Below are 20,167 nucleotides of genomic sequence, written 5' to 3' on the forward strand. Positions count from 1 at the left end.
GCCCTGGTAAAATATTCATTTTAAAGGGCCTAGGTGTATATTTCTATTCTCTTTTGGGAACGGTGGCAACTGGCACTTCCAGCCCATTTACCACCGGCTTCCTCTTCGATTTCTACCCAATCTTACTGCATGCCACACCTTTATCCGGGCCGGCAGGGCTTTGCGCTCGCCAAAGCCTTTGCCATCCTTTTCAGCAGCTTTGCTGTCGTAGTTTCATCGCCGGCCCGGGCCCAGGCCCCGGCGGCCGTGCGCGGCACCGTAGCCGGCGGAGCGGGCGCACCCCTGGAGTTCGCCACCGTCACGCTGCACCGGGCGGCCGATTCAGTGGTTATTAAAACTGAATTTAGCGACTCCCAGGGTGCTTTTCGGCTAGATGCGGGTTCGGGCAGGCGCTACCTGGTGTCGGTGGCGCAGGTGGGGTTTGCGCGGTATTGGAGTCCGGCGTTCGAGCTGCCCGCCGCGGGGCTCACGCTGCCGGCTATTCAGCTGGCCGCCAGCCAGGCCACCGCCCTGAAGGAAGTAACCGTGGCGGCGCGCAAGCCCTTGTTTGAGCACCGGGCCGACCGCACGGTGGTGAATGTGGCCGACAGCCCACTCACGGCCGGCGCCACTACTATGGACGTGCTGGGCCGCTCGCCAGGCATGACCGTTGACGCCAGCGACAACCTGGTGCTGCGCGGCCGCCAGGGCCTGCTGGTGGTTATCGATGGCAAGCGCGTGCCCCTCACGGGGGTCGAGCTGGCCAGCTACCTCAAGGCGCTGCCCGCCGAGCAGCTGGAAAGCATCGAGCTGATTACCAACCCGCCGGCGCAGTACGATGCCCAGGGCGGGGCCGGCGTAATCGCCATCAACCTCAAAAAAGACCAGCGCCTGGGCACCAACGGCAGCGCCAACGCCAGCTACGGCCGGGGCGAGTACGGCAAATTCACGGGCGGCGGGGCCCTCAACCACCGCCGCAAAAACCTCAATTTTTACGGCAGCTACGCCTACACCGACCGCCGGGGCTTTGTACGGCTCGATTTCAATCGGCGGTTTTTGGCCACGCCGCAGCACCCGGCCGGCAGCAGCGTGCTGGCTACGGAGCAACTCTCGCACCTGCAGTCGCACAGCGGCAAGTTGGGGCTCGACCTCACTCTCTCGAAGCGCACGCTGCTGGGGGTGGCCACAACCGGGCTAGTAAGTAACACCACCAACGATGCCTCCAACCGCACGCAGGAATTTGGCCCGCTGGGCGAACCCATGGCGCGGTACACTTCCACGGCTTTGCAGGATGTGAGCCGGCCCAACGGCAGCGCCAACCTGAACCTGCGCCACAGCTTTGCTGACTCTGCCACCGCCGCCACGCTCACCGCCGACGCCGACTTTGCCCGCTACCGCACCACCCGCTTGCTGACCCTGGCCAAGTATTTTGAAACGCCGGCCCAGCCCAATGACCTGGTCAGCGGTGACCAGCGCAGCACCCTCAGCATTGGAACGTTTAAGGCCGACTACGGCCAGCCCCTACCCCACCGCGCCCGCCTCGAAACCGGGGTGAAAGTTACGCGGGTGCGCTCCGTCAACAATGTTCTTTTTCTGACTAACGGCTTCTTCAACCCGTTGATATCAAACGGGTTTCAGTACAATGAAAATGTGAATGCCGCGTATGCAAGTGTGCGCGGGGCCACTGCCAATACCACGCTGCAAGCCGGCCTGCGCGCCGAGCAGACCAATACCCTGGCCGACCTGGCGGGGGAAACCACCCGCGAGCGGCATTACCTCCAGCTTTTCCCCAGCGCCACGGTGCAACGCACCATTAATGCGCGGCACACGCTGGGCTTTTCGCTGGCCCGGCGCATCGACCGGCCCAGCTACGGCCAGGTCAATCCATTGCGTAATTACCTGGATGCGACGTCGTATCGGGCCGGCAACCCGGATTTGGTGGCCCAAACCAGCTATAATTTTGAGGTATCGCACACCTACCGCCAGAAATTCAGCACCGCGCTGGCCTTCGCCTACACCAACCTGCCGTTTGTGAACGTGGTGCAGCCCGCGCCCGACGGTGGCCGCCTCGTGGTGAACCGCGACGTGAACCTGACCACCCAGCAGTACTACGCCCTCACCCTGACTGCGCCCCTGGAGCTAGCCAAATGGTGGACGCTGTACGCCAACGGCGTATTTTACTACACTCGCTACCGGGGCAACCTGGCCGGCACGGCGCTCGACCGCGGCCGCGCCGCCTGCACGCTTTCGGCCAACAGCAGCTTCATCATGCCCCACGGCTGGTCGGCGGACATCAACGCGCTGTACGAATCGCGGGAAGTGTACGGGTTTGAAGTAATCCGAAACCGGGGCCAACTGTCGGCCGGCCTGCAAAAAAGCCTCTGGAACAAGCAAGGAACCCTGCGGGTGAACGTGGCCGATGTGCTCTATACCACGCCCATCCGCACGACTTCTACCTACGACAACTTCACCGAGTCCTTCGTTTCGGGGCAGGACACCAGGGTGCTTACGGCGGCCCTTACCTACCGTTTTGGCAGCAGCAAAGTGGCGGCGGCCCGCAAGCGCACCGTCGGCGCGGAGGAGGAGTTGCGCCGCGCGGCCGGCCAGTAAGCAGTCGTTCAAAAGCAAACGGGTTATTAGTTACTCGTTGGTAGTTGTCAGTCAGCCGAATGCCATCCTACTAACAACTGACGACTAATGACTAACAACTTAAGCGCAGCGTCTTTTACCTTCGTGGGCCGCAACGGCGTTTATTCTTCTGTCCCAACTTCCATGCAAGTATCCAAAATGGCAGCCGGCCTGAGCGGCTCCGAAATCATCCGCATCGGCAACCAGGTAAGTGAGCAGGTGCGGCAGGGTGCCAACATTTGCAACCTGACCATCGGCGACTTTGACTCCAGCATTTTTCCCATTCCGGCGGGGCTCAATGCGGGCATCGTGCAGGCTTATCAGGCGGGCATCACCAGCTACCCGCCCGCCGCCGGGGTAGCTGAGCTGCGGCAGGCCGTCTCCGATTTCCTCCAAACCCGCCAGGGCCTCACCTACGGCCCCAACGACATTTTGGTGGCCGGCGGCTCGCGCCCGCTCATTTATGCCACCTACCGGGCCCTGGTGGACCCCGGCGACCGGGTGATTTTCCCGCTCCCAAGCTGGAACAACAACCACTATTGCCACTTGGTGGGAGCAACGCCCGTGACGGTGCCCACCTATTCCGAAAATAACTTCATGCCCGCCGCCGCCGACCTGGCTCCCCACCTGGCCGGGGCCACGCTCCTGGCGTTGTGCTCCCCGCTAAACCCCACGGGCACGGTTTTCACCAAAGCCGGCCTGGAAGAAATCTGCGACCTGGTGGTAGCCGAAAACCAGCGTCGTGGCCCCGACGAAAAGCCGCTCTACATCCTCTACGACCAGATTTATTGGCTGCTTACCTTCGGCGACACGCAGCATTTTGACCCGGTGAGCCTGCGGCCGGAACTCCGCGACTACGTCATCTATATCGACGGTATTTCCAAGTGCTTTGCTGCCACCGGCGTGCGCGTGGGCTACGGCTTCGGGCCGGCCTCCATCATTGAAAAGATGAAGTCCATCCTGGGCCACGTCGGGGCCTGGGCTCCCAAAGCCGAGCAGGTAGCCACCGCCCACTTCCTGCCCAAAACCACCGCCGTCGACGAATTCCTGGCCAGCATGAAAAGCCGCCTGGACAGCTCCCTGGAAGGTCTTTTCAAAGGCTTACAAGAGATGAAGGCCGCCGGCTACCCCGTCGATGCCGTAGCGCCCGCCGGAGCCATCTACCTCACCATCAAAATCGACGTGCTAGGCCGCACCGCGCCCGACGGAACCGTGCTCGCCACCACCGCCGAGCTCACCTCCTACCTCATTTCCGAAGCCCAGTTGGCGCTGGTGCCATTCAGCGCCTTCGGCTCGCCGGCCACCGAGCCATGGTTCCGCGCCTCGGTAGGGGCCGAAACAGTAGAATCTATTGCGGCGGCGTTGCCACGGCTGCGGGCGGCGTTGGATAAGTTGAGGTAACCGTCACTTTTTGCTGAGCTTGTGCGTTATTGGTTCTCCGTTTTTATCTTTCAGACATGAACACGCTGAAGCTGACTATTCCCCTCACCATTCCGCAACTGGCCGAAATGCTGCATCAGCAGTTTTCGGCGAAAGAGCGGCAGCAGCTTGTTGAATTGATGGAGATACCAAAGCCTAACGCGAAGCGACCAAAAAAGCAATTGCCTTCGGTCGCCGACGACTTGCGGGAAGCATTCATCGAGCTAAAGCAGTATCAGCGCGGTGAAAAGCAACTGCAGACTTTAGATGATTTTTTGAATGAGCTAAAGCATCAAGCTCTTGGCAAAATTCAAGCGGGCAGCCAAACCTCTCATCAACAAGTATCCTTCGCTAAAAAATGAGTTGGGCCTTTTGCAACAACAGTTGCTTAAAAATCCAACGATTGGTACCGCACTTGGAAAGAGCTGCTATAAAATCCGGTTAGCAATTGGCAGCAAGGGAAAAGGCAGTTCCGGTGGCGCAAGAATCATCACTTATGTTGCCATCCTTGACAAAGAAATTGTATTGCTCACTATCTACGACAAGGCCGACCGTGCTGACTTACGCCCCGGCGAGTTGGAGGAGCTTTTGAAAATGCTGGAATAATTCGCGCAAGGTTTCGCAAAGTGAAAAAGGGAAGTCCCGCAAAGTCTGGCTGAACGTCAAACTTTGCGGGACTTCCCTTTTTTCCCTTTGCGAAACCTTGCGCGCTAGCCCTTAGCCGTCAACGTCACATACGGAATAATGCATTCCTCCAGTGAGATACCGCCGTGCTGGAACGTGTCCTTATAGTAGTTCACGTAGTAGTTGTAGTTGTTGGGGTAGGCGAAAAAGTAGTCGCCAATGGTGAAGACATAGGCCGTACTCACGTTCTCACGCGGCAGGAAAATTGATTCCGGCTTGCGCACCACGTACACGTCGCGCGAGTCCTCGAAGCCCAGATTTTTGCCGTGCTTGTAGCGCAGGTTGGTGTTGGTGTTGCGGTCGCCTACAATCTTGTAGGGGCGCTTGCAGCGAATGGTGCCGTGGTCGGTGGTGATGATGAGCTTGCCCTTTTTCTCGGCAATCTGCTGCATCATCTCATACAGCGGCGAGTGCAGAAACCACGAGCGGGTGATGCTGCGGTAGGCCGATTCATCGGCCGCCAGCTCGCGAATCATGGCCATGTCGGTGCGGGCGTGCGAGAGCATGTCCACGAAGTTGTACACGATGACGTTGCACTTATAGTTGTTGTGCAGGTTGCTCATCTTGCCCAGCAAATCCTTGCCGGCCTGCAGGTTAGTCACCTTGTGGTAGCTGTGCTTCACCTTCTGGTTGTTCTTCTGGAAATTAATTTCCATGAACTCCGCCTCGTGCAGGTTTTTGCCTTCGTCGTCCTGGTCGTCCACCCACAGATTGGGGTACTTCTTCTGAATCTCGCTCGGCATCATGCCCGAAAAAATAGCATTCCGCGCATACGCCGTGGTGGTCGGCAGGATGGCGTAGTACATCTCCTCGCTGTCCACGGTGAACATTTCGGTGATGATGGGCTCCAGCACCTTCCACTGGTCGTAGCGCAGGTTGTCAATCAGCACGAAGTACACGGGCGTGTCGCCGGTGGCCTTCAGCGTGGGAAACACCCGGTCTTTGAACAGCTGGTGCGACATGAGGGGCGCGTCCTTGTCGCTGCCGTCCACCCAGTCCTCGTAGTTCTCCGTGATGAAGCGGCCGAAGTAGTTGTTGGCCTCGTCCTTCTGCATGTTGAACACCTCGGCCATGCTCTTGCCTTCGGTTTCGTTGATTTCGAGCTCCCAGTACACCAGCTTCTTGTACACGTCGGCCCACTCGGCCGGCGAGAGGCGGTCGGAAAGCTGCATGCCGAGCTGGCGGAAGTCGCGCTGGTAGCCGCTATTGGTGGCTTCGCTCACGAGGCGCTTGTTGTCGAGCACCTTTTTCACGGCCAGCAAAATCTGGCTCGGGTTCACCGGCTTGATGAGGTAATCAGCGATTTTGGCCCCGATGGCCGACTCCATGATGTGCTCTTCCTCGCTCTTGGTAATCATCACCACGGGCACGGTGGGCCGGATGGCCTTGATTTCGGTGAGGGTTTGCAGGCCGGTGAGGCCGGGCATGTTCTCGTCGAGAAACACGAGGTCGTAGCTCTTTTCCTGAATCTCCTCAATGGCATCGGCCCCGCTGTTGACGGGCGTTACGTCGTAGCCTTTTTCCTTCAGAAACAGCAAGTGCGGCTTGAGCAAATCGATTTCGTCGTCGGCCCAGAGAATGGTGGTTTGTTGCATAGGTAAGGAATTAGGGTCTTGGGGACTTTAGCGACTTGGCTACCATAGGTAACGTAAGATGTCCCGAATGGATATATAGCACCTCAGCGGCATTCGCCCGGCCGAGGTCCTATTAACGTGTTGAGCTTGCCCAAACGATGGGCCGTAGCTTCGCGTTCAGTCATTGACGGGCGGCGGCTGCAAATGTTGCCTATTTCTGCCCGGCCGCGCCGTATTTCTCCGTTCTGTGTTCTGCCCGTCATTCCCTCCCCCACTCGCTCAGTGAATAAAAAGAAGATTTTCAACGACCCGGTTTATGGTTTCGTTACCATCCCGACGGAGTTTCTGTTTGACCTCATCGAACACCCGTATTTCCAGCGGCTGCGGCGTATTCAGCAGCTCGGCCTCACGGGTTTTGTGTATCCGGGGGCGCTGCACACCCGCTTTCATCACGCGCTGGGGGCCATGCACCTCATGTCGCTGGCCCTGCGCACGCTCAAAGACAAGGGCGTGAAGATTTCGGCCGCCGAGGGCGAGGCCGCGCTGGCCGCCATTCTGCTGCACGATGTCGGCCACGGCCCGCTCTCCCACGCCCTCGAAACCGCTATTTTTCAGGATGTGCCGCACGAGCAGCTTTCCCTCTTTTTGATGCAGCGGCTGAATAAGGAATTCGGCGGCAGGCTCGATTTAGCCATTGAAATGTTTAAGGGCACGTATGCCCGGCCGTTTTTTCATCAGCTCGTGAGCAGCCAGCTCGACATGGACCGGCTCGATTACCTCAACCGCGACTCCTTCTACACCGGCGTGGAGGAAGGCCGCCCCGGTGCCGACCGTCTCATCAAAATGCTGCGCGTGCACGAGGAGCGGCTGGTACTGGAAGAAAAAGCCGTGTACTCGGTCGAGAACTTTCTGGTGAGCCGCCGCCTGATGTACTGGCAGGTGTACCTGCACAAAACCGTAACGTCGGCCGAGCAAATGGTCATCCGCACCGTGCAGCGCGCCCGCGACCTGGCCCGTCAAGGGGTGGAAGTGCCCGCCAACAGCTGCCTGGGCTACTTCCTGGGCCGCGCCGTGAGCCTGACTGAGTTTGAGCACGACGACAAAATCCTCAGCCACTTCGTGGAGCTCGACGATTTCGATATCTGGTCGGCCATTAAAGCCTGGGCCGGGCATCCCGATAAAGTCCTCAGCTACCTGGCCAAAAGCATCCTGCACCGCAACCTGCTCAAAATCGTGCTCGCCCCCGAGCCGTTCGACGAAGAATTCCGCCTCGGCATCCGCGAGCTGATTGAGGACAAATTCAACCTCCCGCCCGCCGAAGCCGAGCTGCTCCTGATTTCCGGCCGCCTCAGCAACAGCGCTTACAACGCCGAAAGCCAGGAACCGATAGAGATTCTGACCAAAAAAGGCGACGTAGTAAATGTCATGGAAGCCTCCGACCTGCCCAACATCCGGGCCTTGAGCCAGCGGGTGGAGAAGTTCTACATCTGCTACCCGAAGGAGATTGTTTAATAACGGTTAGTGCTTAACGGTTAATGATTAATGGATTTTCTGCCACTAATTGACCATTAACCACTAACCATTAACCACTATTTTTGCCGCCTATGGAATTTACCGTTCAGCAAATTGCCGAGGTGCTCGGCGGCACCGTGGAGGGCGACGCGGCCCAGCGCATTTCCAGCCTGGCCAAGATTGAAGAGGCCCAAGCCGGCTCGCTCACCTTTCTGTCGAATGCCAAATACGAGCCCTTTCTCTACGAAACGGGCGCTTCGGCCGTCATCGTGGCCAACACGCTGGAGCTGCGCCAGGCCATCACGCCCGCACTTATTCGGGTTGAGAATCCCTACACCGCTTTTAGCCAGCTGCTGGAGTTTTACGCGCAAGCCACCCGCACCGGCAAGCGCGGCGTGGAGCAGCCTTCCTTCATCGGCGAGAGCTCGGAGATTGGGCCCGGGCACTACCGGGGCGCTTTCTCTTACATTGGTGAGAACTGCAGGCTGGGCGAGAACGTGCTGATTTTCCCGCAAGCCTACATCGGCGACCGGGTCACGATTGGCGCAGGCAGCATCATTCACGCGGGAGCCAAAATCTATTCCGATACCATTATTGGGCAGTTTTGCGTGGTCAAGGCCGGGGCCGTGGTGGGGAGCGACGGCTTCGGTTTCGCGCCGCAGCCCGATGGCTCCTACAAGGCCATTCCGCAAATCGGCAACGTGGTGCTGGAAGACTACGTGAGCATCGGGGCCAACGCCACCATCGACTGCGCTACGCTGGGCTCCACCCGCATCGGCCGGGGCAGCAAAATCGACAACCTCGTGCAGCTGGCCCACAACGTCGAAATCGGCCAGCACACGGTCATTGCCTCGCAAACCGGCATTGCCGGCTCGGCCAAAATCGGCGACCACTGCGTGCTGGCGGGCCAGGTGGGCATGGCCGGCCACGTCACGCTGGCCAACAAAACCACCGTCACCGCGCAGTCGGGCGTGGGCAAAAACGTGAAGCAGGAAGGCCTGATTCTGCAGGGCTCCACGGCCTTCGACTTCAAGCAGAACCAGCGGGCCCAAATCGTATTTCGCCGTTTGCCCGAGCTCGAACAGCGCGTAGCCCAGCTGGAGAAGGGCCAAAACACGACGGAAAAGCCCTAGCTTTGCGCCCTAGTAGTTGTCGGTGGCTAGTTGTCAGTTGTCAGGTTCAAAGACCTTTTCAGCCTGACAACTAACAATTAGCAACTGACAACCAATCAGATGAACGATAAGCAACACACCATTCAGGCACCCGTGACGGTGCGCGGCATCGGACTGCACACCGGCGTTGAGGCCACCATGACGTTTTGCCCCGCGCCGGTGGGCCACGGCTACAAGTTTCAGCGGGTAGATTTGCCCGGCCAGCCCATCGTGGATGCCGACGTGGACAACGTGGTCGACCTCAGTCGCGGTACCACCATTGAGCAGAACGGAGCCCGCGTAAACACCGTGGAACATACCCTGGCGGCCCTGGTGGGCATGCAGCTCGATAACGTCCTCATCCAGCTCTCCGGCCCCGAGCCGCCTATCATGGACGGCTCCTCGGCCGATTTCATGACCGCGCTCGAAAGCGTGGGCCTGCAGGAGCAGAACGCGCTGCGCAACTACTACGAAATCCCGGAGAGCATTCGCTACGTCGACAATGCACGCGGCGTGGAAATCGCGGCCCTGCCCCTGTCCGACTACCGCCTCACGGTGATGGTGGACTACAACTCGCCGGTGCTGGGCTCGCAGCACGCCACGCTGGCCGATATCGGCCAGTTTGGGGCTGAAATTGCGTCGTCGCGCACCTTTTGCTTTTTGCACGAGCTGGAAATGCTCTACAAAAACAACCTGATTCGCGGCGGTGACCTCAGCAATGCCATTGTGGTGGTGGACCGCGTGGTGAGCGACGACGAACTCAATGACCTGGCCAAAATGCTGGGCAAGCCTCGCGTGGCCGTCAAGAAAGAAGGCATTCTCAACAACGTGGACCTGCGCCACAAAAACGAGCCCGCCCGCCACAAGCTGCTCGACCTCGTGGGCGACCTCGCCCTGGTAGGCCGCCCGCTGAAAGGTCAGATTCTGGCCGCCCGCCCCGGCCACGCCGCCAACGTGGCTTTTGCCAAAAAAATCAAGAAGAAGATGCTGGAGGCGCACTCCAACCCCGTGCCGGTATACGACCCCAACCGCGAGCCGGTGATGGACGTGAACCGCATCATGCAGGTGCTGCCCCACCGCTACCCGTTCCTGATGATTGACAAGGTCATTCACCTCGACGACCAGATGGTGACGGCTGTGAAGAATGTGACCATCAACGAGCCCTTCTTCCAGGGCCATTTTCCGGGCAACCCCATCATGCCCGGCGTGATGCAAATCGAAGCCCTGGCGCAAACCGGCGGCATTCTGGTGATGAACACCGTGCCTGACCCCGAAAACTACTGGCAGTATTTCCTGGGAATTGAAAACTGCCGCTTCCGCAAAAAAGTATTGCCCGGCGACACCATTATTTTTCATTGTCAGCTGCTGGCCCCCATCAAACGAGGCATTGCCAAGATGCGCGGCCAGGCCTTCGTGAACGGCAAGGTGGTGTGCGACGCCGAAATGAGTGCCGCCATTGTCCGCAAAGACGCTTAATTTTTTAATTAAAAATTAATAATTAATAATTAATAATTCAACACAGCTTACCCGATTGACCGGCCTGGTTGGATGCCCTAATTCCTAATTCTTAATTCTTAATTCTTAATTCAAAAAACAAGAATGCTTTCCCCCCTCGCCTATATCCACCCTGCTGCTCGCCTCGCGCCGGGCGTAACCGTTGAACCGTTTACGACCATCGCGGCGGACGTCGAAATTGGGGAGGGCACCTGGATTGGACCGAACGTGACCATCATGAACGGGGCCCGAATCGGGCAGCAGTGCCAGGTGTTTCCGGGGGCCGTGATTGGGGCCGTACCCCAAGACCTGAAGTTTGCCGGCGAGCAGACCACCGCCGTCATCGGCGACCACACCGTGATTCGGGAGTGCGTGACGGTGAACCGGGGCACCGTGGACCGCGGCGAAACCCGCGTGGGCAGCCACTGCCTGCTGATGGCTTACGTTCACGTCGCCCACGACTGCATCATTGGCAATCACTGCATTCTGGCTAATACGGTGCAGGTTGCGGGCCACGTTGAAATCGGTGATTACGCCATCGTGGGCGGCTCATCGGCCGTGCATCAGTTCGTTAAAATCGGAGCTCACGCCATGGTTTCGGGAGGCTCTCTGGTGCGCAAAGACGTACCGCCGTACGTGAAAGCCGGCCGCGAGCCGCTCTCCTACGCCGGGGCCAATTCGGTGGGCCTGCGCCGCCGGGGCTTTTCCGAAACGTCCATCAACATGGTGCAGCAGCTCTACCGTACGTTGTTTCTCGGCGGCCTCAACACCCAGGATGCCCTGGCCCAGATTGAAGCCGAGCTCCCGGCCTCGGACGAACGGGACATCGCCATCAGCTTCGTGCGGGCGGCCACGCGGGGCATCATCAAAGGCCCCAAGCGCGGCCGGCCCGATGGCAGCGAGGCCGAGTAGGTCTTTAGCAACAACTTAAAATAAGAACGTCATTCAGCACGTCATGCTGAGCTTGCCGAAGCATCTCTACCGTGTGAGTAATTCATTTACTATTGCGGTAGAGATGCTTCGGCAAGCTCAGCATGACGTTTTTTTCATTAATCCATAACATCACACAATTGCAAATTACCGCCACCGGCCTGGGTAAGCGCTTTCAGCGCGACTGGATTTTTCGGGGGCTGACGCACGTTTTCCACCCTGGCAGCGCCACGGCCGTGCTGGGCCCCAACGGAGCCGGCAAAAGCACGCTGCTGAACACTTTTTCGGGCCAATTGCTGCCCACCGAGGGCACGCTGGCCTACTCGCTGGCTGGCCGCTCCTTAGCCGTGGAAGATGTGCCCCGGCACCTGGCCTACGCCGCGCCCTACCTGGAGCTGCTGGAAGAGCTGACGCTGCTGGAAATGCTCCAGTTTCATACGCAGTTCAAGCCCCTGCGCCCGGGTATCAATGCCGATAAGCTCATTGAGCTGATGTACCTGGAAAAGTCCCGTCAGCAGCTGATACGCGAGTTTTCATCGGGTATGAAGCAGCGCCTCAAGCTGGCGTTGGCCCTTTATGCCGATGCGCCCCTGCTCCTGCTCGACGAGCCCACCACCAACCTCGACGCGGCCGGCGTGGCCTGGTACCACGAACATGCGCAGGCCACCCGAGCCGGCCGCACACTGCTGCTCAGCTCCAACGTGCCGGCCGAATATGCCTTTTGCGATGAGCAGCTGCTGGTAACGGATTTTCAATCGGTGCCGAAGAAATAACGCGGCTTTATTTGCATTCATCATCCTCACCAAGCCGATACCTATGCGTGACTGGATACCAGCGGTAATTGCCTGCCTGATGGGTTTGGCCAACCCGGGCACAGCCTCTGCTCAGCGAAATCCATTTCGGCTGGCAGAGCAACTCATGCTCGACCACAAGGGTAATCTGGACTACGTGGCTCCACTACGCGGCCTGGCCGCTGCCGATAAGACGACGTTCGATTCCGACATGTACAGCCAGGCGCTGGAAACGTACAATTCTTTCGTGGGAAAGCTTACGCCGACGGTCCCCATCCGTTCGGCCACGCCTTATGGCCTGGTGGAGGTGGGGCCGTTGCTGGCGGCGCGAGCGCGCACTACGTCGGTCATCCTCATCAATGAGGCGCACAACCAGCCCGCCCACCGGGCCTACTGCCGGCAGCTGCTTCGGCAATTGGCCCCGCTGGGCTACACCATTTTCGCCGTCGAGGCCCTTTCCCCGAGCGATACAGCCATCAACGAACGGAAATTCCCCTTGGCCACGTCCGGCTTTTATATCCGGGAACCCAACATGGGCAACCTGTTGCGCACGGCCTGCGCAAGTGGTTTCCACGTCTTCAGCCACGAGGTATCCCGGGCGCAGAACAAGGAATTTAGCGACTGGAGAAGGAGCAGCAACTACCGTGATTCCATGCAAGCGGTAAATATTCTGGCCAGGCTGCGGAAAAACCCAAAAGCTAAAATCGTTGCTTTGGTAGGCTACGACCACGTGCTGGAAAAAGAGCGCGACGGCGTGAAACGGCTCGCTACCTACCTGCGTGAGCTGGGCCACCTCGACCCTTTTACCATCGACCAGACGCTGGCCTACCTGCCCTCCCACGGCACACCGGCTACCAAGCCCATGGCCCTGGTAACTGCGAAGGGCCACCTCGCCACCATCGGCGAGCGGCAGGGCTACGTCGATATGCAGGTGATTCACCCCGCCGTAAGGCTGGTCCAGGGTCGGCCGGATTGGCTGGCCGCCACCGCGGCAACCAAGCCCATTACGGCCCCGATTCCGGCACCTTATGCCGACCGGCGCTGCCTGGCACAGCTCTACGACCAAAAGGAATTCCAGCAATACGGCACCAAAGCTGTTCCCCTCGACCAGTACCTCACCGATGGTCATCAGCAAAGAGTTCGGCTTTGGGGGCTTAAGCCCGGCCGGCCGGTCTTAATCAAGTACCGGCCCACTGAGTTGAAATAGACCGGTACCGCACGCCAAAAATGGCTTCCGGTGCGCTTATTCTAGCTTTTCAAATGATAAAATGGGTTTGTTATTCAACCAGGAATCGGCTCCTTCTGTATCTTTGCAACCCGTTTAAACCCTTTTGTTCATCCCAACTTATTTAACGCCCCGGCCATGATTGACAACGACGACCTGGACGACGACCTGCTCGACGACGACGATAACCTGGATTCCTACGCGGCCAAAGGCGGCGCGGCAACCCTCGGCAATACCGAAGACCGCCTCTCGGCCAAGTACGCCGACTACCTGATGTGGACCGACACGGGCTCGTCGCACGACGAAGCCCTGGACCTGGCCAACATGACCGAAGAAGAGTTTGTGGAAGCCGAGCGCGCCGAAAATTCCGACCGCGGCGGCTTCACCAGCCTCGACGATGAGGACGATGAGTTTGCGGACGACGACGACGATAACGACGAAGGCTACAGCAGCGGCCGGGGCAGCAGCCGCAGCAGTAGCACTGACAGCGACGACTATTAGGGATTTGAGTAGTAAGTAGCAAGACAAGGCCCCATCCGGAATTTCCAGACGGGGCCTTGTCTTGCTACTTGCTACTCAAATCTTGCGCCCAGATTACCGGCCGAATACCGTCTTGAGAATGTCGCTGGTGCGGGCGGCCGGGTTCTTGCGGATTTTAGCTTCCTCGTTGGCCAGCAGGATGAACAGACCGTCCACGGCTTTCTGGGTGGTGTAGTCGGCCAGGCTGAGGTTTACGGGAGTCATGAGCGGAATCTTGTTGTACTTGCTGGTGATGGTGGCGTAAGCCCGGCCCGCTCCAACCTGGTCGATAGCCGCCTCAATGTCGGGGTGGAAAGCCGTAATCAACTGCGACTGGGTGGACCTGCGCAGGAACTGGGTGGCCGCATCGGTCGAGCCGCTGGTCACCAGCGTGAGGGCATCGGTGATGCTGATGTTGGCCAGGGCATTAAGGAAAATATCCTTGGCCTTGGGCGCGGCAGCCTCGGCGGCGCGGTTGAGCTGGGTTTCGAGCTGCGTGAAGAGCATGGTCATGCCCGGGAGGCGGCCCACGGTCGATTTCACGATTTCCAGGTCGGGCGGGGTCGGAATGTGAATGTCGTCGTTGAGGTTGAAACCGTCGGGTTCCGAGGCGAATTGTACGGCTTTAATGATGCCTTTATTGAGGGCTTCCTTGACGCCAGCACTGGCCTGGGCTTCGGTGAGAGGCGCGGGCGGGACCACGACGGGGGCTTTGGTGGTGGCGGCCTTGGCAGCCGCCGCTTTGGCGGCAGCAGCTTTTTTGGCGGCGGCAGTTTTAGCAGCGGCGGCCTTGGCGGCAGCCGCTTTTTTAGCGGCGGTAGTTTGGGCGTGGGCGGCAGGGGCCGCAGTGGCCAGCAGGCCGGCTACGAGCAAGGCACTGGCAATGCGAGTAAACATGGAACAAACAGCTGCGACGGGAAAACCGGATGGCCCCTATGGCTGTCCTTGGACCGCCGCTTATGCAAATTGAAGACAAATTTGCGGCCAAACCTATTTTACCCCGACAATCCATGCCCCTCGCTCGCCCACTTTCCGCTTCCAACACCCCGCATACTGGCCCTGCCGCCCCGCCCGATGTTGAAATCATGACCATTGGCGACGAGCTGCTCTACGGGCAGGTTATCGATACCAATTCGGCTTTCATGGGCCAGGAGCTGGGCAAAATCGGCTTACGGGTGCGGCAGATTTCATCGGTCTCGGACCGGGCCGATGAGATTGTGGCGGCCCTGGACCAGGCCCGGCAGCGCGCCCAGGTGGTGCTCATCACTGGTGGCCTGGGCCCCACCAAAGACGACCTGACCAAGCACGTGCTGGCCCGCTACTTTGGCACCGAGCTGGTGCTGCACGAGCCCACGCTGCGCCACGTCGAAGAAATATTTCAGCGTTTCAACCGGCCCATGCTCGACGTGAACCGCCAGCAGGCGCTGGTGCCAGCCAACTGCGAAGTGCTGCACAACGCGGTGGGTACGGCCCCCGGCATGTGGTTTTCGGACCAGGGTACCATCTTCGTGAGCATGCCCGGCGTACCTTTTGAGATGAAGCGCCTGATGACGGACCACGTGCTGCCGCGCCTGCAGGCGCTGTTCCACATCGCCCCCATCGAGCACCTGGTGGTGATGACGGCCGGCCTCGGCGAGTCGTTTCTGGCCCAGAAAATCGAGGACTGGGAAGATGCCCTGCCTGCCAACATCAAGCTGGCCTACCTGCCCAGCTTCGGGGCCGTGCGCCTGCGCCTGACCGGTTCCGATGATGGCCAACCCAACCTGCGCGGCCGGATGCTGGCCCTGCTGCCAGTCCTGCGCGAGCGCATCGGCGAGTACATTTTCGCCGAAGAGGAAACCACGCTGGAAGCCGCCATCGGCCGGTTATTGCTGGCCAGGAACCTCACCATCGGCACCGCCGAAAGCTGCACGGGCGGGCTGGTGGCGCACCGCCTCACCAGCGTCGCGGGCAGCTCGGCGTATTTCCGGGGCAGCATCGTGGCCTACCACAACGATATCAAGCAGGAAGAGCTGGGGGTGCAGGCCGCCACCCTGGCCCAGTTCGGAGCCGTGAGCGAGGCCACCGTGCGCGAAATGGCCGAAGGAGCCCGCCGCCGCTTGGGCGTGGATGTGGCCGTGGCCACCAGCGGCATCGCCGGCCCCACCGGCGCTACCGACACCAAGCAAGTAGGAACAGTATGCCTCGCCTACGCCGACGGCACCCAAACCATCAGCCGCGAATACGTGCTGGACCGGGGCCGCGCCCTGAACGTGGAATACGCCGCGCAATCGGTGCTCACGCTGCTCCGGCAGCAGCTGGCGCAGGAAAATAAATCAGGTGTTGTCATTGCGAGCGAAGCGAAGCAATCTGTCCTGTTCTCAGCGCCTAACCCTATAATGTGATAACCCCCGATACTGGGCAGTACCGGGGGTTGTCACGAAGGAGAGTGTGTGGGTTTGACAGGACGGGTTGCTTCGGCTCTGCCTCGCAATGACAGACCCTACGCCGCCGGCGTTTCCACCGGTACGGCACGCATGATATCGTGGCCCATTTTGTCGCGCTTGGTGGCGAGGTAAGCCTCGTTATGCGGGTTCGGGTCGATTTCGATGGGCAGCGTGTCCACGATTTCGAGGCCGTAGCCGACAAGGCCGGTGCGCTTCTTGGGATTGTTGGTGAGCAGGCGCATCTTGGTCACGCCCAGGTCGCGCAGAATGGACGCCCCCACGCCGTAATCCCGCTCGTCGCCCTTGAAGCCCAGGTCCTCGTTGGCCTGCACGGTGTCACGGCCCTGCTCCTGCAGCTTGTAGGCTTTGAGTTTGTTGAGCAGGCCGATGCCGCGCCCTTCCTGGTTCATGTAGACGATAACGCCCCGGCCTTCGCGCTCAATCTGGCGCATGGCCTGGCGGAGCTGCGGGCCGCAGTCGCAGCGGCACGAGCCGAAGATGTCGCCCGTCACGCAGGAGCTGTGCACGCGCACCAGCACCGGCTCAGGGCCGCTGATATCGCCTTTCACCAGGGCCAGATGCTTCACCTCGTTGGAGCGCTGGGTGTAGGCGTACAGGTCGAATTCACCATCCTCGGTGGGCATTTTCACCGAAATCTCGCGATGAATAAGGCTCTCCGTAGCCAGACGGTACTTAATGAGGTCCTGCACTGAAACCAGCTTCAGGTCCCACTTTTTAGCCACGATTTCGAGGTCGGGCAGGCGGGCCATCTCGCCGTCTTCCTTCAAAATTTCGACCAGCACCCCGGCCGGAGCCAGACCGGCGAGGCGGGCCAGGTCCACGGCTGCTTCGGTGTGGCCGGCGCGGCGCAATACCCCTTCCTTGCGGGCCTTGAGGGGGAAAATATGGCCGGGCTTGCCCAGCTCATCGGGCTTGGTGGCGGGGTCGATGAGGGCCAGAATGGTCTTGCTGCGGTCGGAGGCCGAGATGCCGGTGGTCACGCCGTTCTTCAGCAAATCGACCGATACCGTGAATGGGGTGGCGTGCAGGGCCGTATTGGTGCCCACCATCAGGTCGAGGCCCAGCTCTTCGCAGCGCTGCTCGGGCAGGGAGGCGCACACCAGCCCCCGGCCGTGGGTGGCCATGAAATTAATAATTTCGGGAGTGGCGCACTCGGCGGCGCAGATAAAGTCGCCTTCGTTTTCACGGTCTTCGTCGTCGACAACGATGACCACTTTGCCGGCGCGAATATCGGCGATGGCGGATTCGATGGAATCAAGCATGGGGTGGGGGTGGTATTTCGGGCCACAACAACAAGGGCCGCCGCAAAGTTAGCCCCGTAGGCCGCCCCCTGCTTCCAGCAGCACTTCGAGGCGGGAAGTAGCCCCGGCCCAATCGAAGTGCGTTTGCACAAACCGATGCCCCCGGCCCGCCAGCTCGTCGGCCGCATTCGGATTGCTCAGCAGCTGGGAAATGGCTTCGGCCAGCGCCGTAGCGGAGTCGGCCACGCGCAGCTCCTGCCCGTGGGTACCGCCGAGGGCGTTGTTGGCCAGCGGCGTGGTTACGCAGGGCAGCTGCATGGCCATGGCTTCGAGCAGCTTGTTTTGCAGGCCCGTACCCACGCGCATGGGAGCCGCAAATACCCGCGCCGACGCGTAGGCCACCCGGATATCCGGCACCCAGCCGCTTACCGTGACGTGCGCCGAGGCCAGGGCCTGCACCCGGGGCGCGGGCGTGGTACCGGCCACCAATAGCCGGGCCGCCGGGTGGCGCTGGCGCACCAGCGGCATTATTTCTTCGGCCAGAAAGCAGGCGGCATCCACATTCGGGTGGTAGCTCATATTGCCGCAAAACAGCACGTCGTACTCCTTGGCGGCCTCGGGCCGGGGCCGGAAAAAGTCGGAATCAATGCCATTAAGCACAAGCTGAATCTGGTCGCGGCCGGGGTGGTCAATCAGCTGCCGGTCCTGGTCGCTGATGATGGTGTGGTGCCGGAACCAGCCGAACGCGGCCGCTTCGTAGGCCCGCAGGCGGTGGGCTTCGAGGGCCCACACGGGGCGCTGCCACAGCGGGGCCTGGGTGGCCCGCCGCGCCATGCCGGCCGAAAACACATCCATATAGTCCAGGGTCATGGGCACCTGGCCGGCGTGGGCCTGCAGGTACTCCGCCATGCGAATGAGCTGGCAGTACACGTGGTCGGGCCGGAAATCGCGCAGCAATCCATCCACCTGCCGCTGCGCTTTGGAATCATAAAAATAGCCCACCTGCAAGGGCAGGCCCGTGGCCAGGGCCCGCGCCATGTTGCGGGCAATGCCCGGCCGGCGCAGGTGGTGAATCACCAGCCCGCCTCGGCACAGGGGCCGCACCTGGGCCTTGGCTTCGGCCGAAACCTCCTCGTCGGTGATGGTAAACAGGCAGATTTCGTGGCGCTCGGCCAAGTAGCGCAGCTGGTGGTAGGCGCGCAGCTTGTCGCCTTTATCAAGCGGATATGGGAAGCGCGAAAGCAGAACGAATAGCTTCATGCGGGCGGCGAATGAGCGGGGGTGCCGGCGGGCGCGGGCAGCAGCAATTGCTCGTACAAATCAATAAAACGCTGCACCACCTGGCGGTTGTCGTAGAGCGTGGCGGCGGTGAGGGCGGCCTCGGTACCGAGCTCGCGCACGGGCAGCTCGCCCCGGGCCCAGGTGCGCAGGGCGGCCAGCCAGTCGGCGGGCGAGTCGCGCAGCACGATGTCGTGGCCGTCGCGCACGGCAATGCCTTCGGCCCCCAGCCGGGTGCTGAGAATAGCTTTGCCCAGGGCCAGGCCCTCGATGATTTTGACGCGCATGCCGCCGCCGCTGAGCAGCGGCACCAGCATCAGGTCGTACTGCTGCATGAATTCGGCGGCCGACTCCACGAAGCCGTGCAGGAATACGTTGTCGGTGCGCGGGGCCAACAGGTGGGCGGGGGCGTTGCGGCCGGCGATGTGCAGCTCCACATCGGGCATTTCGGCGTGCAGCGTGGGCCACACTTCGCGCAGCAGCCACTCCACCCCTTCCTGGTTGGGCAGCCAATCGAGCGAGCCAATCATAAACAGCGTGCGCGGCCTGGGCTGCGCGGCCGGGTTGGCCTGCACGCGACTGAGCTCCACCCCGGCCGGGATGAATACCACCGGCTCGGGGCAATGCAGGGCGCGCAGGCGGTCGGCATCGGCTTCGGTGATGGCGGCCACGGCGTCGAACTGCCGCAGGTAGCGCCGCTCGAACGCTTCGAGGCGGCTAGTCATGGTTTGCAGGAAAACGCGCTTGAGCGGGTTAGTCTCGCGGCGGGCCAGCATATGCCAGATAGTGTTTTCCACGTTGTGGGCACGCAACACCAAGGGCGGCACCCGGAAATCAGCGCCATGCTGGCGTCCCAGCAGCTCGGCGTACCAAGCCACAAAAGTGCCTTCCATCTGCACAATATCGACTTGCTCAGTCCGAAGAATTCCGAGCAGCCGCTCCCCTACCGCCGGGCTAATGAACCGCTCCACGTTGTAGGGCTGGCGGCTGAAAAGCAGGTTTTTCAGGGCTTTAGCGGCTGAAATATCCGTATCCACGTCCACCAGCTCCAGGCGCAGGTTGGGGCCCAGGTGGGCCAGGGCATCGGCCGGCTGGCGGTGCTTGGGCGTGTTGATGGCCAGCAGCGTGACCCGGTGCCCGGCCCCGACGAGGCCGGCGGCCACGTCGTACATGGCAATGGCCCCACCGTCGTGGGGCGGGTACGGGACGCGCGGACAAAGTTGCAGAATGTGCATGTGGTCATTTAACATCTATCAATTAACATTTAACAGCCGTTCTGCTGGTACCGGGGCGCG

General features: G+C 60.6%; 17 protein-coding genes. 12 read left to right on the forward strand and 5 right to left on the reverse strand.

From position 1 onward, the window contains the following. The first annotated feature begins 129 nt into the window (after window positions 1-129). The 4 genes from ABD819_RS09120 to ABD819_RS09135 all read left to right on the forward strand — a co-directional run bounded on the left by ABD819_RS09120 (window position 130) and on the right by ABD819_RS09135 (window position 4,632). Window positions 130-2,589, forward strand: coding sequence for an outer membrane beta-barrel protein (locus tag ABD819_RS09120; protein WP_345123339.1), 2,460 nt, complete (start codon window positions 130-132; stop codon window positions 2,587-2,589). Between the two features lie 162 nt (window positions 2,590-2,751). After that, window positions 2,752-4,008, forward strand: a complete 1,257-nt coding sequence (locus ABD819_RS09125) for a pyridoxal phosphate-dependent aminotransferase (protein ID WP_345123341.1) — start codon at window positions 2,752-2,754, stop codon at window positions 4,006-4,008. Between the two features lie 56 nt (window positions 4,009-4,064). Next, entirely contained in the window at window positions 4,065-4,388 is a 324-nt protein-coding gene (locus tag ABD819_RS09130) for a hypothetical protein (RefSeq protein ID WP_345123343.1), read from the forward strand. A gap of 10 nt (window positions 4,389-4,398) precedes the next feature. Next, on the forward strand, window positions 4,399-4,632 hold the full coding sequence (locus tag ABD819_RS09135) for a hypothetical protein (protein WP_345123346.1): 234 nt from the start codon (window positions 4,399-4,401) through the stop codon (window positions 4,630-4,632). A 104-nt stretch (window positions 4,633-4,736) separates the two neighbouring features. On the opposite strand, the gene porX is transcribed toward ABD819_RS09135, so the two are convergent. Next, window positions 4,737-6,305 (reverse strand): T9SS response regulator signal transducer PorX, encoded by a 1,569-nt coding sequence (gene porX, locus ABD819_RS09140; RefSeq protein ID WP_345123348.1) that lies wholly within the window; start codon window positions 6,303-6,305, stop codon window positions 4,737-4,739. Window positions 6,306-6,566: 261 nt separating this feature from the next. Between porX and ABD819_RS09145 the strand changes: the two genes are divergently transcribed. From ABD819_RS09145 to ABD819_RS09175, 7 genes are all read left to right on the forward strand, one after another. Next, window positions 6,567-7,796, forward strand: coding sequence for an HD domain-containing protein (locus ABD819_RS09145; RefSeq protein ID WP_345123350.1), 1,230 nt, complete (start codon window positions 6,567-6,569; stop codon window positions 7,794-7,796). A gap of 92 nt (window positions 7,797-7,888) precedes the next feature. Then, entirely contained in the window at window positions 7,889-8,929 is a 1,041-nt protein-coding gene (lpxD, locus tag ABD819_RS09150) for a UDP-3-O-(3-hydroxymyristoyl)glucosamine N-acyltransferase (RefSeq protein ID WP_345123352.1), read from the forward strand. Window positions 8,930-9,028: 99 nt separating this feature from the next. After that, the gene (locus ABD819_RS09155) at window positions 9,029-10,423 is read left to right on the forward strand and encodes a bifunctional UDP-3-O-[3-hydroxymyristoyl] N-acetylglucosamine deacetylase/3-hydroxyacyl-ACP dehydratase (protein WP_345123354.1); all 1,395 of its coding nucleotides are present in this window, start codon (window positions 9,029-9,031) and stop codon (window positions 10,421-10,423) included. Window positions 10,424-10,546: 123 nt separating this feature from the next. Then, window positions 10,547-11,353: an acyl-ACP--UDP-N-acetylglucosamine O-acyltransferase gene (lpxA, locus tag ABD819_RS09160; protein ID WP_345123357.1), complete on the forward strand. Its 807-nt coding sequence runs from the start codon at window positions 10,547-10,549 to the stop codon at window positions 11,351-11,353. A 158-nt stretch (window positions 11,354-11,511) separates the two neighbouring features. Beyond that, complete coding sequence (locus tag ABD819_RS09165) at window positions 11,512-12,144, forward strand: ABC transporter ATP-binding protein (RefSeq protein WP_345123359.1); 633 nt, start codon at window positions 11,512-11,514, stop codon at window positions 12,142-12,144. A 43-nt stretch (window positions 12,145-12,187) separates the two neighbouring features. Further along, complete coding sequence (locus ABD819_RS09170; protein ID WP_345123362.1) at window positions 12,188-13,369, forward strand: hypothetical protein; 1,182 nt, start codon at window positions 12,188-12,190, stop codon at window positions 13,367-13,369. A 156-nt stretch (window positions 13,370-13,525) separates the two neighbouring features. Continuing rightward, on the forward strand, window positions 13,526-13,888 hold the full coding sequence (locus tag ABD819_RS09175) for a hypothetical protein (RefSeq protein WP_345123364.1): 363 nt from the start codon (window positions 13,526-13,528) through the stop codon (window positions 13,886-13,888). Between the two features lie 93 nt (window positions 13,889-13,981). On the opposite strand, the gene ABD819_RS09180 is transcribed toward ABD819_RS09175, so the two are convergent. Beyond that, on the reverse strand, window positions 13,982-14,803 hold the full coding sequence (locus ABD819_RS09180) for a DUF4197 domain-containing protein (protein WP_345123366.1): 822 nt from the start codon (window positions 14,801-14,803) through the stop codon (window positions 13,982-13,984). Window positions 14,804-14,916: 113 nt separating this feature from the next. Here ABD819_RS09180 and ABD819_RS09185 point away from each other — a divergent pair, with 113 nt between their 5' ends. After that, complete coding sequence (locus ABD819_RS09185; protein WP_345123369.1) at window positions 14,917-16,290, forward strand: competence/damage-inducible protein A; 1,374 nt, start codon at window positions 14,917-14,919, stop codon at window positions 16,288-16,290. A gap of 98 nt (window positions 16,291-16,388) precedes the next feature. Here ABD819_RS09185 and ABD819_RS09190 read toward each other — a convergent pair whose 3' ends face one another. From ABD819_RS09190 to ABD819_RS09200, 3 genes are read right to left on the reverse strand one after another with little or no spacing between them, the layout of a single operon-like run. Next, on the reverse strand, window positions 16,389-17,615 hold the full coding sequence (locus ABD819_RS09190; protein ID WP_345123371.1) for a bifunctional 3,4-dihydroxy-2-butanone-4-phosphate synthase/GTP cyclohydrolase II: 1,227 nt from the start codon (window positions 17,613-17,615) through the stop codon (window positions 16,389-16,391). 48 nt (window positions 17,616-17,663) lie between these two features. Next, entirely contained in the window at window positions 17,664-18,854 is a 1,191-nt protein-coding gene (locus tag ABD819_RS09195) for a glycosyltransferase (RefSeq protein WP_345123374.1), read from the reverse strand. Next, window positions 18,851-20,107, reverse strand: a complete 1,257-nt coding sequence (locus ABD819_RS09200) for a glycosyltransferase family 4 protein (protein ID WP_345123377.1) — start codon at window positions 20,105-20,107, stop codon at window positions 18,851-18,853. Before ABD819_RS09200 ends, ABD819_RS09195 begins: the two co-directional genes overlap by 4 nt. Window positions 20,108-20,167: the final 60 nt, after the last annotated feature.

The organism is Hymenobacter antarcticus, from assembly GCF_039539545.1.
Taxonomy (GTDB): Bacteria; Bacteroidota; Bacteroidia; order Cytophagales; family Hymenobacteraceae; genus Hymenobacter; species Hymenobacter antarcticus.

What these genes read in the sequence shown, in the direction of transcription:
- ABD819_RS09120 (WP_345123339.1), top strand. Translation starts at nt 130, where the DNA reads ATGCCACACCTTTATCCGGGCCGGCAGGGCTTTGCGCTCGCCAAAGCC.
- ABD819_RS09125 (WP_345123341.1), top strand. Translation starts at nt 2,752, where the DNA reads ATGCAAGTATCCAAAATGGCAGCCGGCCTGAGCGGCTCCGAAATCATC.
- ABD819_RS09130 (WP_345123343.1), top strand. Translation starts at nt 4,065, where the DNA reads ATGAACACGCTGAAGCTGACTATTCCCCTCACCATTCCGCAACTGGCC.
- porX (WP_345123348.1), bottom strand. Translation starts at nt 6,305, where the DNA reads ATGCAACAAACCACCATTCTCTGGGCCGACGACGAAATCGATTTGCTC.
- lpxD (WP_345123352.1), top strand. Translation starts at nt 7,889, where the DNA reads ATGGAATTTACCGTTCAGCAAATTGCCGAGGTGCTCGGCGGCACCGTG.
- ABD819_RS09155 (WP_345123354.1), top strand. Translation starts at nt 9,029, where the DNA reads ATGAACGATAAGCAACACACCATTCAGGCACCCGTGACGGTGCGCGGC.
- lpxA (WP_345123357.1), top strand. Translation starts at nt 10,547, where the DNA reads ATGCTTTCCCCCCTCGCCTATATCCACCCTGCTGCTCGCCTCGCGCCG.
- ABD819_RS09170 (WP_345123362.1), top strand. Translation starts at nt 12,188, where the DNA reads ATGCGTGACTGGATACCAGCGGTAATTGCCTGCCTGATGGGTTTGGCC.
- ABD819_RS09175 (WP_345123364.1), top strand. Translation starts at nt 13,526, where the DNA reads ATGATTGACAACGACGACCTGGACGACGACCTGCTCGACGACGACGAT.
- ABD819_RS09180 (WP_345123366.1), bottom strand. Translation starts at nt 14,803, where the DNA reads ATGTTTACTCGCATTGCCAGTGCCTTGCTCGTAGCCGGCCTGCTGGCC.
- ABD819_RS09185 (WP_345123369.1), top strand. Translation starts at nt 14,917, where the DNA reads ATGCCCCTCGCTCGCCCACTTTCCGCTTCCAACACCCCGCATACTGGC.
- ABD819_RS09190 (WP_345123371.1), bottom strand. Translation starts at nt 17,615, where the DNA reads ATGCTTGATTCCATCGAATCCGCCATCGCCGATATTCGCGCCGGCAAA.
- ABD819_RS09195 (WP_345123374.1), bottom strand. Translation starts at nt 18,854, where the DNA reads ATGAAGCTATTCGTTCTGCTTTCGCGCTTCCCATATCCGCTTGATAAA.
- ABD819_RS09200 (WP_345123377.1), bottom strand. Translation starts at nt 20,107, where the DNA reads ATGCACATTCTGCAACTTTGTCCGCGCGTCCCGTACCCGCCCCACGAC.